At 71.2% G+C, this 13,500-nt stretch carries 15 protein-coding genes; 2 read left to right on the forward strand and 13 right to left on the reverse strand.

The window, feature by feature from the left end; translation table 11 throughout:
• Window positions 1-48: 48 nt before the first annotated feature.
• Window positions 49-1,644 carry an isocitrate lyase gene (locus OB08_RS03085; RefSeq protein ID WP_461471995.1) on the forward strand — a complete coding sequence of 532 codons (1,596 nt, stop codon included), beginning with the start codon at window positions 49-51 and terminating at the stop codon, window positions 1,642-1,644.
• A 64-nt stretch (window positions 1,645-1,708) separates the two neighbouring features.
• On the opposite strand, the gene OB08_RS03090 is transcribed toward OB08_RS03085, so the two are convergent.
• The 5 genes from OB08_RS03090 to OB08_RS03110 all read right to left on the reverse strand — a co-directional run bounded on the left by OB08_RS03090 (window position 1,709) and on the right by OB08_RS03110 (window position 5,709).
• A complete protein-coding gene (locus OB08_RS03090) occupies window positions 1,709-2,344 on the reverse strand; it encodes a response regulator (protein WP_461471997.1) in 636 nt (211 codons plus the stop codon).
• Window positions 2,341-3,552, reverse strand: a complete 1,212-nt coding sequence (locus OB08_RS03095; protein WP_461471999.1) for a sensor histidine kinase — start codon at window positions 3,550-3,552, stop codon at window positions 2,341-2,343. Before OB08_RS03095 ends, OB08_RS03090 begins: the two co-directional genes overlap by 4 nt.
• 23 nt (window positions 3,553-3,575) lie before the next feature.
• A complete protein-coding gene (locus OB08_RS03100; RefSeq protein ID WP_461472001.1) occupies window positions 3,576-4,409 on the reverse strand; it encodes an ABC transporter permease in 834 nt (277 codons plus the stop codon).
• Complete coding sequence (locus OB08_RS03105; protein WP_461472003.1) at window positions 4,406-5,287, reverse strand: ABC transporter ATP-binding protein; 882 nt, start codon at window positions 5,285-5,287, stop codon at window positions 4,406-4,408. The genes OB08_RS03100 and OB08_RS03105 overlap by 4 nt, the downstream gene beginning before the upstream one ends.
• 104 nt (window positions 5,288-5,391) lie before the next feature.
• Window positions 5,392-5,709, reverse strand: a complete 318-nt coding sequence (locus OB08_RS03110) for a hypothetical protein (protein WP_461472005.1) — start codon at window positions 5,707-5,709, stop codon at window positions 5,392-5,394.
• Between the two features lie 118 nt (window positions 5,710-5,827).
• Here OB08_RS03110 and OB08_RS03115 point away from each other — a divergent pair, with 118 nt between their 5' ends.
• On the forward strand, window positions 5,828-7,030 hold the full coding sequence (locus OB08_RS03115; RefSeq protein WP_461472007.1) for a pyridoxal phosphate-dependent aminotransferase: 1,203 nt from the start codon (window positions 5,828-5,830) through the stop codon (window positions 7,028-7,030).
• 9 nt (window positions 7,031-7,039) lie between these two features.
• Here OB08_RS03115 and OB08_RS03120 read toward each other — a convergent pair whose 3' ends face one another.
• The 8 genes from OB08_RS03120 to OB08_RS03155 form a co-directional block, all read right to left on the reverse strand.
• Entirely contained in the window at window positions 7,040-7,390 is a 351-nt protein-coding gene (locus OB08_RS03120; RefSeq protein WP_461472009.1) for a hypothetical protein, read from the reverse strand.
• Window positions 7,391-7,429: 39 nt separating this feature from the next.
• The gene (locus OB08_RS03125; RefSeq protein WP_461472011.1) at window positions 7,430-8,566 is read right to left on the reverse strand and encodes a UDP-N-acetylmuramate dehydrogenase; all 1,137 of its coding nucleotides are present in this window, start codon (window positions 8,564-8,566) and stop codon (window positions 7,430-7,432) included.
• A complete protein-coding gene (locus OB08_RS03130; RefSeq protein WP_461472013.1) occupies window positions 8,563-8,976 on the reverse strand; it encodes a MaoC/PaaZ C-terminal domain-containing protein in 414 nt (137 codons plus the stop codon). Before OB08_RS03130 ends, OB08_RS03125 begins: the two co-directional genes overlap by 4 nt.
• Window positions 8,973-9,422, reverse strand: a complete 450-nt coding sequence (locus OB08_RS03135; RefSeq protein ID WP_461472015.1) for an FAS1-like dehydratase domain-containing protein — start codon at window positions 9,420-9,422, stop codon at window positions 8,973-8,975. Before OB08_RS03135 ends, OB08_RS03130 begins: the two co-directional genes overlap by 4 nt.
• 67 nt (window positions 9,423-9,489) lie before the next feature.
• On the reverse strand, window positions 9,490-10,284 hold the full coding sequence (locus OB08_RS03140; RefSeq protein ID WP_461472017.1) for a sulfite exporter TauE/SafE family protein: 795 nt from the start codon (window positions 10,282-10,284) through the stop codon (window positions 9,490-9,492).
• A 3-nt stretch (window positions 10,285-10,287) separates the two neighbouring features.
• Window positions 10,288-11,157, reverse strand: a complete 870-nt coding sequence (locus OB08_RS03145) for a DUF2510 domain-containing protein (protein ID WP_461472019.1) — start codon at window positions 11,155-11,157, stop codon at window positions 10,288-10,290.
• A gap of 106 nt (window positions 11,158-11,263) precedes the next feature.
• Window positions 11,264-12,265, reverse strand: coding sequence for a sugar phosphate isomerase/epimerase family protein (locus OB08_RS03150; protein WP_461472021.1), 1,002 nt, complete (start codon window positions 12,263-12,265; stop codon window positions 11,264-11,266).
• A 32-nt stretch (window positions 12,266-12,297) separates the two neighbouring features.
• The gene (locus tag OB08_RS03155) at window positions 12,298-13,443 is read right to left on the reverse strand and encodes a Gfo/Idh/MocA family protein (RefSeq protein ID WP_461472086.1); all 1,146 of its coding nucleotides are present in this window, start codon (window positions 13,441-13,443) and stop codon (window positions 12,298-12,300) included.
• Window positions 13,444-13,500: the final 57 nt, after the last annotated feature.

The raw sequence follows: 13,500 nt of genomic DNA on the forward strand, positions 1-13,500 counted from the left end.
GAGGACCACTTTTCGGGACACGAACGCCCCCATCACGAAGGACACGACATGACCCCCTACCAGCACGACATCGACGCCGTCCGGGCGCTCAAGCAGGAGAACGGCTCCGGCTGGGACGCCATCGACCCGGAGTCCGCCGCCCGCATGCGGGCGCAGAACCGGTTCCGCACGGGCCTCGAGATCGCCCAGTACACCGCCGACATCATGCGCCGCGACATGGCCGAGTACGACGCCGACTCGTCGGTCTACACGCAGTCGCTCGGGGTGTGGCACGGCTTCATCGGACAGCAGAAGCTCATTTCGATCAAGAAGCACCTCAAGAGCACGAACAAGCGCTACCTGTACCTGTCGGGCTGGATGGTCGCCGCGCTCCGCTCGGAGTTCGGCCCGCTCCCCGACCAGTCCATGCACGAGAAGACCTCGGTGCCGGCGCTCATCGAGGAGCTGTACACGTTCCTGCGGCAGGCCGATGCGCGTGAGCTGGATCTGCTGTTCACGCAGCTCGACACGGCGCGTGCCGCCGGCGACGACACGGCGGTGGAGTTCATCCAGTCGCAGATCGACAACCACGAGACCCACGTGGTGCCGATCATCGCCGACATCGACGCGGGCTTCGGCAACCCCGAGGCGACGTACCTGCTCGCCAAGAAGATGATCGAGGCCGGCGCCTGCGCGATCCAGATCGAGAACCAGGTCTCCGATGAGAAGCAGTGCGGCCACCAGGACGGCAAGGTCACCGTCCCGCACGAGGACTTCCTCGCGAAGATCAACGCCGTCCGCTACGCCTTCCTCGAACTGGGTATCGAGAACGGCATCATCGTGGCCCGTACCGACTCGCTCGGCGCGGGGCTCACGCAGAAGCTCGCCGTCTCGCGCGAGCCGGGCGACCTGGGCGACCAGTACAACGCGTTCCTCGACGTCGAGGAGATCGCCGGGGCCGACCTGAGCGACGGCGACGTGGTCATCCGTCGCGAGGGGAGGCTGCTGCGCCCCAAGCGCCTCGCCAGCAACCTGTACCAGTTCCGGCCGGGCACGGGCGAGGACCGGGTCGTGCTCGACTGCATCACGTCGCTCCGCGGCGGCGCCGACCTGCTGTGGATCGAGACCGAGAAGCCCCACGTCGCGCAGATCGCGGGCATGGTCGACCGCATCCGGGAGGTCGTGCCGGACGCGAAGCTCGTCTACAACAACAGCCCGTCCTTCAACTGGACGCTCAACTTCCGCCAGCAGGCGTACGACCTGCTCGAGGCGCAGGGCGCAGACGTGTCGGCGTACGACCGGGCGAGCCTCATGAGCGTCGAGTACGACGACACCGAGCTCGCGCGCCTGGCCGACGAGAATATCCGCTCATTCCAGCGCGACGGATCGGCGCGCGCGGGCATCTTCCACCACCTCATCACGCTGCCGACGTACCACACGGCCGCACTCTCCACCGATGACCTCGCGAAGGGGTACTTCGGCGACCAGGGCATGCTCGCGTACGTGAAGGGCGTCCAGCGTCGCGAGATCCGCGAGGGCATCGCCACCGTCAAGCACCAGAACATGGCGGGCAGCGACATCGGCGACAACCACAAGGAGTACTTCGCGGGCGAAGCGGCCCTCAAGGCCGGCGGCGCGCACAACACGATGAACCAGTTCGGCTGATCGTTCGAGATGACGGATGCCTCGGCCCCGCCCGCACGCGGGGCCGAGGCATCCGCTCACGGCGTCAGGGCAGGAGCCCGCGCTCCATCGCGAGGGTCACGGCGCGCGTGCGGTCGGCGACGCCGAGCTTGTCGAACACCTTGAGCAGGTGGGTCTTCACCGTCGACTCGCCGATCCCGAGGGCTACCGCCACCTGCTTGTTGCTGTGACCGGTCGCGACCAGCCGCAGCACGTCGAGCTCGCGGGCCGTGAGCGCCACCGCATCGGGGTCGGGCCGGCGCATGCGCTCGACCAGGCGGACGGCGACCTGCGGCGAGAGCGCCGACTGCCCGGCGGCGACGGAGCGGATGCCCGCCACGATCTCGGCCTGCGGCGCGGCCTTGAGCAGATACCCCGAGGCCCCCGCCTCGATCGCCGCCAGGATCTGATCGTCCGACTCGTACGTCGTGAGGATCAGCACGCGCGGCGGCGGTTCACCGGCCTCGCCGCCGACGATGCGCCCGGTCGCCGTGACGCCGTCGACCCGGGGCATGCGCAGATCCATGAGCACGACGTCGGGACGCGTCGCGGCCGCCAGTGCGACAGCCTCGTCGCCGTCGGATGCCTCGGCCACGACCTCGAAGCCGGGTTCATCCGACAGGAGCCCGGCGAGACCCGCGCGCACGACCGGGTGGTCGTCGGCGATGAGCAGACGGATCACGGTGCGACCTCCGACCGGGAGTCTGCGGCCGGTCGGGGCGCGCCGGGTCCGTCGAGGGGCAGACGCACCCGCACCGTCGTGCCGGCCCCGGGCGCGCTGTCGACCTCGAATGTGCCCCCGGCGAGCGCGACGCGGTCTCCCATGCCGTCGATGCCGAAGCCCGCGCCGGTCGCCGCGGGAGCGAAACCCCGCCCGTCGTCGGTGATCTCCAGCGTCACGACTCCCTCGCCGCCGCGCACCGCGACGGTGACGCTCTCCGCCTGCGCATGCCGGGCGACGTTCGACAGCCCCTCCTGCGCGCAGCGGAGCAGGACCACCTGGCGGTCACGGTCCATCGCCTCGGCCGCGGCGTCGACGCTGACCGCGATCGCGGCCCCGGCCTGTGCCCGGAAACGCTCGGCCAGACGCTCGATCGCCGCGCCGAGCGCCGCTTCGTCGGGAACCGCCGCAGTACGGGCGACGAGCGCGCGGGCTTCGGCGAGCGCCTCGCGCGCCACCTGCTCGACCGTCGCGATCGTGTCGCCCGCGGCGTCCGATTCGCCCTCGCGCGACTGCCGCCCCGCGCGCTCGGCGAGGATCACGAGGCCGGTGAGGCTCTGTGCGAGCGTGTCGTGGATGTCTCGGGCCAGGCGCTCCCGCTCTTCCGAGGCGCCGCGCTCACGGCTGAGGGCGCGCACCTCGGACTGCGCGGCGGTCAGCTCGTCGAGCAGCCGGCCCCGTTCCTCGCCTGCTTCGGCGATGCCGGTGATCCACAGGCCGAGCGCCGTCGCGAAGACGAACGAGAATCCGGTCGTCGCCAGCCCCGCCAGCGTCGCGCCGACGGTGAACCCGCCGCCGATCATGTAGCCGGCGAGGACGGAGACGGCGATCACGCCGGATCCGATCACGCCGCGACGCCGCGTATCGCCCAGCACCCACGTCATCGGATACGCGAGAGCCTGCAGGATCGCGAGGAACCCGGAGGCCGCCGTGCCGATGACGAGGACGACGGCGACCGCCGCCAGGAACACCGCGAAGCGGGCGGGAGAGGCCGCCCTGCCGATCGTCGGGCGGGCGATGACGAGGTAGGTCAGCGCGAAGGCCAGGATCGCGCCGTAGGCGACAGCACCCTCCACCGCTTCCACCGGCACGAGACCGAACGCGATGGCGGCCGCGGTCGCCGCGCACCCCGCGACGACCGCGACATCCCACCACCGCTTCTGCAGCATCGGTCTCCCGTCCCTCCGTGAGGCTACGCGTTGCGGCGGATCCACCGGAAGGTGACGAGCGAGAGGACGAGGCCCACGAGCAGCCAGATCAGCAGGGCGGCGGCCACACCGCCCAGGTTCCACTCGCCGCCGGGCTCGAGCACCGCGTACTCCTCGGGCAGGAACACCGCCCTCATCCCCTGCGCCATCCACTTGAGGGGGAACAGGGACGCGACATTCTGCAGCCACTCGGGCAGCTGCCAGAACATCAGGTAGACGCCGGAGATGAACTGCAGCACGAGCGCGACAGGAATCACCACCGCCGTCGCACTCTTCGCCGTCCGCGGCACGCTCGACAGCGCGATCCCGAGCAGCGCCGAGGTGGCGATGCCGAGCACGAAGACCCACGCGAACGTCAGCCACTGCGCCGGCTCGGTGGGCAGGGGAACCCCGAGCGCGAGCGCTGCGACGGCGAGCAGCAGGGTCGCCTGCAGGGCGCCGGTCACCAGCACCTGCACGAACTTCCCGAGGAAGTAGCTCACGGGCGACAGCGGGGACCCGCCCAGGCGCTTGAGGGTGCCGTCGGCGCGCTCGAGCGCGATGTCGATTGCGAGGTTCTGGAACCCCGACAGCAGGAGCCCCGCTGCCATCATCCCGGGAAGGTACAGCTGCGCCATCGGGAGGGCGGGCACCCCCGGTGCCATCTGGACGTCGCCGTCGGCGCCGAATGCGACGCTGAACAGCCCCAGCATGAACACCGGGAAGAGGAACGTGAAGAACAGCGTGTCGCCCGAGCGGAAGTACTGCTTCAGCTCGAACCGTCCACGCCACAGCCCTGCGGGGACGACCCCGGGCACCCTGATCGCGGTCGTGCTCATCGCACCGTCTCCTTCGTCTGCATCGCCGCTGCGACGGGCGCGCTCGCGACGAGTTCCAGGTAGATGTCCTCGAGGCTCGGACGGACGATCTCGAGTCGCTCCGGCTCGGCGCCCAGCCTCGCGCTGAGCGCGCCGGCGAAGGCGAGCGGCTCGGCCGAGCGATGCTCGCGCCGCACCCCGTCCTCCCACCAGCGCACGACCGGCACCCGGGCGTCGGGGCCGCCGAACGTGTCGACCGGCCCGAGCGCCTGCAGCCGGCCGCCGGCGATCACCGCCACGCGGTCGGCGAGCTGCGCCGCCTCGTCGAGGTAGTGGGTCGTGAGGAGGATCGTCGTTCCCTCCGCCTTGAGTCCGCGGATGAGCTCCCAGAACTCGCGCCGCGCCTCGGGGTCGAAGCCGGTCGTCGGCTCGTCGAGGAACAGCACCTCGGGCCTGCCGATGATGCCCATCGCCACGTCGACGCGACGCTGCTGACCACCCGACAGCTTCGAGCTGCGCATCTTCGCCTGCGCCTCGAGGCCGACGGCCGCGATCACCTCGTCGACGTCGCGCGCGTCCGGGTAGAAGCCGGCGAACTGACGCAGCTGCTCGCGCACGGTGAGCAGTCCGCTCTGACCGCACGTCTGGAGCACGATGCCCAGGCGCGACTTCCATTCGAGTCCGCCCGCCTCGGGGTCGACTCCGAGCACGGTGACCTCGCCTGCGCTGCGGCGACGGTAGCCCTCGAGGATCTCGACGGTCGTCGACTTGCCGGCGCCGTTGGGTCCCAGGAGCGCGAACGTCTCACCGGCGGTGATGTCGAAGCTGACGTCGTCGACGACCGTGCGCCCGTCGTACGTCTTGCGCAGGTTCCGCACCTGCACGGCTGGTGTTGTCATGTCCTCAGCCTCGCGGCGCGCGGGGCCGTCGCCCAGCCGTCATCCGCAGGAGGAGGCATCCCCCATTCGGTGGAGGCGGGCGTCCACCCCGCGCCCGCGCGACGTCAGGCGCGCGAGGTGCTGCGTTCCGCACGCGACGCGACCGCCTCCGCGCGCGCGAGACGCTGCCCCCGGATGCCGCCGGCCAGCGCCCACCCCAGCAGCCACGCACCCGAGCCGATCGTCAGCAGGGCGGCGATCCGCAGCGACGCGTCCGTGTCGAGGAGCACGGCGAGGCACACGAGCGACACCACCCCGCCCGTCACGGCGCCGACCGCGCCGACCATGGTGAGCTTGCAGCCCCGGGCCAGCCACCAGGCGATCCCGCCGGCGGTCACGAGCACGAGAGCGAGCACGACCGCACCCCAGACCCAGACACCCACGCGTCACACCGTACTCCCCCGGCGGACGCCGCGGCAGTGCCCGAGCGTGCCACGAACTGTCGTGCGGCCCGGCGCAATCCGGACACAGCTCCGTACTGTGTCGGACTACGCTCGAAGCGTGACAGAACGCGCCCCGCTCTCCCGCAAGCTCTCCGCCATCGCCGAGTCCGCGACCCTCAAGGTCGATGCGAAGGCGAAGGCGCTGCAGGCCGCAGGCCGGCCCGTGATCTCGTACGCCGCGGGCGAGCCGGACTTCGCCACCCCCCAGTTCGTGGTCGACGCGGCCGCTGCGGCCCTCACCGACCCGTCGAACTTCCGCTATACGCCCGCCGTCGGACTCCCGGTGCTGCGCGAGGCGATCGCGGCGAAGACGCTCCGCGACTCCGGCCTCGACGTCGACCCGTCGCAGATCATCGTCACCAACGGCGGCAAGCAGGCCGTGTACCAGGCCTTCCAGGCGGTGGTGAACCCCGGAGACGAGGTGCTGCTGCCCGCCCCGTACTGGACCACGTATCCCGAGGCGATCGCCCTCGCCGACGGCGTGCCGGTCGAGGTCTTCGCCGGCGCCGAGCAGGACTACAAGGTGACCGTCGACCAGCTGGAGGCCGCGCGCACCGAGCGCACGACCGCAATGGTCTTCGTCTCGCCGTCGAACCCGACCGGCGCGGTCTACACGCCGGAGGAGACGAAGGCGATCGGCGAGTGGGCCGTCGAGCACGGCATCTGGATCATCTCGGACGAGATCTACCAGAACCTCGTCTACGAGGGCGTGCGCGCGGTCTCGATCGTCGAGGCGGTGCCGGATGCCGCGGCCCAGACCATCCTGGTCAACGGCGTCGCGAAGACCTATGCCATGACGGGCTGGCGCCTGGGCTGGATGGTCGGCCCGAAGGACGCGATCAAGGTGGCCGCGAACCTCCAGTCCCATCTCTGCAGCAACGTGAACAACATCGCGCAGCGGGCGGCGCTCGCCGCACTGTCGGGCTCGCAGCACGAGGCCGAGGAGATGCGTCTCGCCTTCGACCGTCGCCGGCGCACGATCGTCGCCGAGCTGTCGAAGATCGAGGGCGTCACGGTGCCCAACCCGCTCGGCGCGTTCTACGTGTACCCCGACGTGCGCGGACTGCTCGGCCGCGAGTGGGCCGGCAAGACGCCGACCACGACGCTCGAGCTCGCCGACCTGATCCTCGAAGAGGCCGAGGTCGCGGTCGTGCCCGGCGAGGCGTTCGGTCCGTCCGGATACCTGCGCCTGTCGTACGCGCTCGGCGACGACGCTCTGCTGGAGGGCGTCCAGCGCCTGCAGCGCCTCTTCGCCTCGTAAGGCGCGCGACTAGTGCCCGGAGCGCCAGCGGCGATCGCGCTCCGCCAGCTGCGCGCGATGCCTCTTCAGCTCATCGCGGCTGAGGCGGACGACCTTCCCCGTCGCGCAGCGGTACAGGTAGCCGGCGCATCCCCAGACCAATCCGACGCCGCCGGCGACCGCGAAGACCGCGGTGATGACCGCCATCCACAACGGGGCGGGTCGTGCGATGCCGACCGTCTCGAACGGGCTCATGCCGCTCGTGAGCCACTCGACGAGCAGAAACCCGCCGAGCAGGGCGGTGGCGACGCCGAACAGACCGATGACGGCGTTGGCGATGACGGCGCTCACCGTGAAGTACTCGTTGCGGGGTCGCGGCATCCGCCGCCTGGCGCGCGTGCGCGGTCGAGCCATGGCGTGCTACAGCTCGACGTTCACCAGCACGGGCTCCGGCTGGAGGACGAGCCCGAACTCGGCCTGCACGCGGCCCTGGATGTAGCGGGCGAGCTCCGCCAGCTCCGCCGCCGTCGCGCTTCCGCGATTGGTCAGCGCGAGCGCGTGCTTGGACGACAGCGCCGCACGCGAGCGGGGAAGCTTGAATCCCTTGCGCACGCCGCTGTGCTCGATGAGCCACGCGGCGCTGACCTTGACGTCGGACTCCACAGACGCCGGCGGCGGCACGTAGCCGTCGAACGCGGAGAGCGGGATCACGAGCACCGGGTCGAGGTCGGGCGCGACCGGCCAGCGCGGGCACGCGTCGGGAAGAGTGCGGGCGAAGGATGCCGACACCACGGCGTTCTGGAAGAACGAACCCGCGCTGTACGTGTCGGGATCGTCGGCGTCGAGAACCATGCCCTTGCGTGCGCGCGTGGTCAGCACGTGGTCGCGGACCCACGCAACCGAGACCGTGTCGTCGGGTGAGAGGCCGAGTGCGGTGCGCAGCTGCTCCCCGGAGATCGTGCGCTCTTCGTGGCCGACCTCGGCGAGCTCGAGGGTCACGGAGAGGATGACCGCGCGCCGGGCCGGGACCGAGCCGTGGTGATGCTTGAGGACCGAGGTGCGGAAGCCGAGCCCGAGATCGGCGGCCGGCACGGTCGAGATCTCGCCGGTCGACTCGTCGATCAGCTCGACCTCGACGAGGGTCTGCACGATCTCCTGGCCGTATGCGCCGATGTTCTGTACGGGCGCCGCCCCGACCGTGCCCGGGATGCCGGACATCGCCTCGATGCCCGCCAGCCCCTCGCCGACCGCGTAGGCCACCAGGGCGTCCCAGTCGTGGCCGGCCTGGATGCGCAGCCGGACGAAGCCGGGCCGGGCAGCCGGCATCCGCTCGATTCCCTGAGTGAGCACCCGCACGACCGTGCCGTCGAAGGGCTCGTCGCCGACGAACAGGTTCGACCCGCCGCCGAGCACGAACCAGGGCTCGCCGTCCGCCCAGACCTCGCGCAGGGTCGCGACGAGCTCATCCGTCGTGGATGCCTCGAGCATGCGCGCCGGCGCGCCGCCGGTGCGCAGCGTCGTGAGCTCGGCGAGCGGGACGGGGGTGACCTCGGTCATGCGGTGCGGACGCGCACCTGCGCCTTGCCGAGCACGGTGGTGCCGCCGAACGTGACGGTCAGGTCGATGCGCGCGGCGTCGTCCTCGACGGCACCGATCTTGGCGACGACGCTCACCTCGGCCCCCACCTCGGGGTCGACGACCACGGGACGGGTGAACCGCACGCCGTAGTCGATGATGCGGCCGGCGTCGCCGAGCCACGGGACGACCGTCTCGACGGCCAGCCCCATCGTCAGCATGCCGTGGGCGAGGACGCCCGGCAGGCCGACGGCGGCGGCGACGTCGTCGCGGTAGTGGATGGGGTTGAAGTCGCCGGATGCGCCGGCGTAGCGCACCAGCGACTCGCGGGTGAGGTGCACGGTGCGCTCCGCGACGACATCGCCCACGGCGCCGATCTCGAGCGCGCTCACTGGTCGCCCTCCCCCACCAGCAGGACCGAGGTCGCGGTGACGACGTGACCGCCCTCGGCGTCGGTGATCTCGGCGTCGCTTGTCACCATCGCGTTGCCGCCGAGGGTGCGGATGCCGGTGACCGAGAGTCGCGCGGTGAGCTGATCGCCGGCGACGATGGGCCGCGTGTACCGGAAGCGCTGCTCGGCATGGAGCACGTTCTGCAGCACGATGCCGGAGTCGGGCTCGGCGAGCAATTGCTGCAGGGTGAAGTCCTGCACGACCATCGCGAAGGTGGGGGGCGCCACCACGTCGGCGTAGCCGAGGGCCTGCGCCGCTTCCGGGTCGGTGTGCTGAGGGTCGGTGGCGAAGACGGCCCGAGCGAACTCGCGCACCTTCTCCCGCCCGACGAGGTAGGGGGCCGTCGGGGGGAAGGCCCGGCCGACGATCTCGGGGTTCACTGGCACCCGGCCATCCTACCGAGCGGCCTCGCGGCCCCGGCGCCGCTCGGGTCGGCGGCGGCGCCCGCTCGGATCAGCCCCGGCGTCCGCGGATGGCGCGCAGCGCCATCTGGACTGCGATCACCACCAGGAAGGCGGCGAACAGGATGTTGCCCGCCAGCGGGTCGACGAGGGTGGCGATCCATGCTCCGAGGGCGGTGGTGGTGCAGGCGGCGACGCCGATGATCGCCGCCGCGACGAGGTCGACGTTCGACCGGCGCACGTTGCCGATCGTGCCGGAGACGGCGGTGGGGATCATCATGAGCAGCGACGTGCCCTTGGCGATGAGATCGCTCGTGCCGAACAGCATCATGAGCGCGGGGACGACGATGATCCCGCCGCCGACTCCGATCAGCCCCGCCGTGATGCCCGTCACGACGCCGAGGACGACGAGTCCGGCGCCGCTGAGCAGTGTGAGCTCGAGCTCGGCGTCGCGCGACGGCACGACGATGAACAGACTCACGATGACCACGACGAGGAACCCGACGAAGGCCCAGCGCAGCACCGTCTGCGACAGCCTCGGCAGGAGCCACGTGCCGACCTGCGCACCGACCACGGCGCCTGCCGCGAGCAGCAGCGCGGGGATCCACGCCACCGAGTCATGCAGCGCGTACGAGATGACGCCGACCGTCGCGGTCGGCACGATGGCCGCGAGCGAGGTACCGGCGGCCAGCCTCTGGTCGAAGCCGAGCACGAGGACGAGGAGCGGCACGATCACCGTGCCGCCGCCGACGCCGAAGAGGCCCGAGAGCAGCCCTGCCAGGAGGCCGATCCCGATGCAGGTGAGGACGAAGCGCGCGTCCCTCGGCCGCGCGGTGGTGCCCGGCACGGCTCAGTTCACGAGGTCGTCGATGACCCAGCCGCCGTCGACGGCGATCAGCGTGTACTCGTAGTCGACGGCTTCGGGCTGCGGCGGGTCGAGCTCGCTGCCCTCCTCGTCGAACAGGGCGGCGTAGGTCTCGGTCGTGGAGACCAGGATCGACTCGCCGTCGCTCTCGATGCCGGTCACCGTGACGACGTAGTCCTCGACGCTGGAGGCGAAGTCGGACGCGCTGGCCTCGAACGACGGGCAGTCCGGCAGCTGCGAGACCTCGCGGAAGGATTCGGTGGTGGATTCGGTGTAGGCGTCGCAATCGGCGTTCTGCCACGCCTCGTCGTACAGCTCGACGGCGGCGACGGCGGCCTGCTCGTCGGCACCGGATGGATCGACCGAGGAGCCGGACGAGCCGCTCGTCGACAGGCCGAGGAAGATGAGCGGGATCACGATGGCTGCGGCGATGACGATGCCGAGCATCACGACGCCGAGCACCACCCACAGGATCCAGAGGTTCGACTTGCGGGGCTGCGTCGCGGCCGAGAAAGCCCCGACCGCACCCTCGGCGCCGGCGTACCCGCCGGGATAGGCACCCTGCGGGTGATCCGGGTGCGTGGCGGCGGCCGGGTATTCGGGCGAGGCCCCGACCGGCGGCACCCCGAAGCCCAGCGCGGTGGCGGCGTCGACCTCCGCGCCGACGCGCTGCGACTCCGCCCTGGCCCCGGCCTCGGCCTCGGAGGCGGCGACGATCTCGGCCTCCGTCGGCACGTCACCGGCCTCGGCGCCCTCGGGGTCGGGGGCCGCGACGTGCTCCGTCCAGTTGGTGCCGTCCCACCAGCGCAGCGCGCCGTGACCGTCGTCGTACCAGCCGGGAGGTGTCGTCGCCATGATGTGAACCCTACCCCCGGGCCGCCGCGGCCCGGGGCGGGCGAGCGGCGCGCACGACGGAGCGACAGGATGCCCCGGGACGGGGCATCCTGTCGCCTCGTGCGCGTCAGCGGCTGCTGAAGGCCGCGTCGAAGGCCGCCTCGGGAGCGGCGAAGGCGTTGCGCTTGACGAACTCGAGGGCCTCGGGTGCGCCGACGAGGCGATCCATGCCGGCGTCCTCCCACTCGACCGAGATCGGGCCGTCGTAGCCGATGCTGTTGAGCGCACGGAACGACGCCTCCCACGGCACGTCGCCGCGGCCCGTCGACACGAAGTCCCAGCCGCGGCGCAGGTCGGCCCACGCCAGGTGCGAGCCGAGCCGGCCGTTGCGGCCGTTGCCGAGATTCAGCTTCACGTCCTTGCAGTCGACGTGGTAGATGCGGTCCGAGAACTCGAGGATGAAGTCCACGGGGTTCAGCTGCTGCCAGATGAAGTGCGACGGGTCCCAGTTGAGGCCGAACGCCTCGCGGTGCCCGATCGCCTCGAGCGTGCGCACCGTCGTCCAGTAGTCGTACGCGATCTCGGACGGGTGCACCTCGTGGGCGAACCGCACGCCGACCTCGTCGAAGACGTCGAGGATCGGATTCCAGCGGTCGGCGAAGTCCTGGTAGCCGGCGTCGACGGCCTCCTGCGAGACCGGCGGGAACATGGCGACGTACTTCCAGATGGAGGAGCCCGTGAAGCCCACGACGGTCTTCACGCCGAGCTTCGCAGCGAGGCGCGCCGTGTTCTTCATCTCCTCGGCCGCGCGCTGCCGCACACCCTCGGGGTCACCGTCGCCCCACACGCGGTCAGACAGGATGTCTCGGTGGCGCTGGTCGATCGGGTCGTCGCAGACGGCCTGCCCCTTGAGGTGGTTGGAGATGGCCCACACCTTCAGTCCGTTGCGCTCGAGGATGTCGAGGCGCGACTGCACGTAGGCGTCGTCGTCCCAGCGCCAGGGGTCGAGGTGGTCGCCCCAGCACGCGACCTCGAGGCCGTCGTAGCCCCATTCGCCCGCGAGGCGCGCCACCTCCTCGAACGGCAGATCGGCCCACTGCCCGGTGAACAATGTGATCGGTCGCGACATTGCGGTTCCCTTCGGTTCTCTCGTGGAGGGTTTCAGGCGTCGGTGCGCACCCAGGCGCTGCCGGACGCGGAGCTGCGCTCGACGGCGTCGAGCACGCGCTGGACGTGCAGTCCGTCGTCGAAGGAGGGACGCGGCTGCGCGCCCTCGCCGATCGCGGTGACGAAGTCGAACACCTGGTGCGAGAAGCCGTGCTCGTAGCCGAGCATATGACCGGTGGGCCACCAGGGCGCCAGGTACGGGTGGTCGTGCTCGGTGACGAGGATGCGCTGGAACCCCAGGCCCGTCTCGGGCAGGGTCGCGTCGTAGAACTCGAGCTCGTTCAGGCGCTCGAGGTCGAACGCGATCGCCCCCTTCGACCCGGAGATCTCGATGCGCAGGGCGTTCTTGCGCCCGGTGCGGAAGCGCGTCGCCTCGAATGACGCCAGGGCGCCGGACTCGAGGCGCCCGGTGAACAGGGCGAGGTCGTCGACGGTGACCTCGCCGCGCTCGGCGGACGCGGTGCCCGAGAGGCCGACCCCCTCTCCGAGCAGCGGGCGCTCGGAGACGATCGTCTCGATGATGCCGGAGACCGTGGTGACCTTATGGCCGGTGATGTACTCGGTGAGGTCGATGGCGTGCGCTCCGATGTCGCCGAGCGCGCCCGAGCCCGCCAGCTCCTTCTTCATGCGCCACGTGAGCGGCGCCTCGGCGTCCATCAGCCAGTCCTGCAGGTACTCGGCTCGCACCTGGCGGATCTCGCCGATGCGCCCGGCGGCGACGAGATCGCGCGCGAAGGTGGTCGCCGGCACCCGGCGATAGGTGAAGCCGACCATCGAGCGGATGCCGCGCCCCGCGGCGGCGGCAGCGGCGGCCGCCATGCGCTCGGCCTCGGCGACGCTGTTGGCCAGGGGCTTCTCGCACAGGACGTGCTTGCCCGCCTCGAGCGCCGCGATGGCGATCTCGGCGTGGGTGTCGCCCGGGGTGACGATGTCGACGACGTCGATGTCGTCGCGCGCGATGACCTCGCGCCAGTCGGTGGCCGTCTCGGCCCAGCCCCATTTGCGGGCGGATGCCTCGACGGTGGCCTGGTTGCGGCCGACGACGACGGTCATCTCGGGCTCGAGCGGAAGATCGAAGAAGCGGGGGGCGACACGCCAGCCCTGCGAGTGTGCGGCGCCCATGAAGCCGTGGCCGATCATGGCGATGCGGAGCGTCTCGGTCAACGCGGTGTCCCCTCTCTCGGGAGGTGAGGCGCG

The organism is Microbacterium sp. HJ5 (assembly GCF_054824025.1).

What these genes read in the sequence shown, in the direction of transcription:
- OB08_RS03095 (WP_461471999.1), bottom strand. Translation starts at nt 3,552, where the DNA reads ATGCTGCAGAAGCGGTGGTGGGATGTCGCGGTCGTCGCGGGGTGCGCG.
- OB08_RS03120 (WP_461472009.1), bottom strand. Translation starts at nt 7,390, where the DNA reads ATGCCGCGACCCCGCAACGAGTACTTCACGGTGAGCGCCGTCATCGCC.
- OB08_RS03150 (WP_461472021.1), bottom strand. Translation starts at nt 12,265, where the DNA reads ATGTCGCGACCGATCACATTGTTCACCGGGCAGTGGGCCGATCTGCCG.
- OB08_RS03085 (WP_461471995.1), top strand. Translation starts at nt 49, where the DNA reads ATGACCCCCTACCAGCACGACATCGACGCCGTCCGGGCGCTCAAGCAG.
- OB08_RS03100 (WP_461472001.1), bottom strand. Translation starts at nt 4,409, where the DNA reads ATGAGCACGACCGCGATCAGGGTGCCCGGGGTCGTCCCCGCAGGGCTG.
- OB08_RS03125 (WP_461472011.1), bottom strand. Translation starts at nt 8,566, where the DNA reads ATGACCGAGGTCACCCCCGTCCCGCTCGCCGAGCTCACGACGCTGCGC.
- OB08_RS03105 (WP_461472003.1), bottom strand. Translation starts at nt 5,287, where the DNA reads ATGACAACACCAGCCGTGCAGGTGCGGAACCTGCGCAAGACGTACGAC.
- OB08_RS03145 (WP_461472019.1), bottom strand. Translation starts at nt 11,157, where the DNA reads ATGGCGACGACACCTCCCGGCTGGTACGACGACGGTCACGGCGCGCTG.
- OB08_RS03155 (WP_461472086.1), bottom strand. Translation starts at nt 13,443, where the DNA reads ATGATCGGCCACGGCTTCATGGGCGCCGCACACTCGCAGGGCTGGCGT.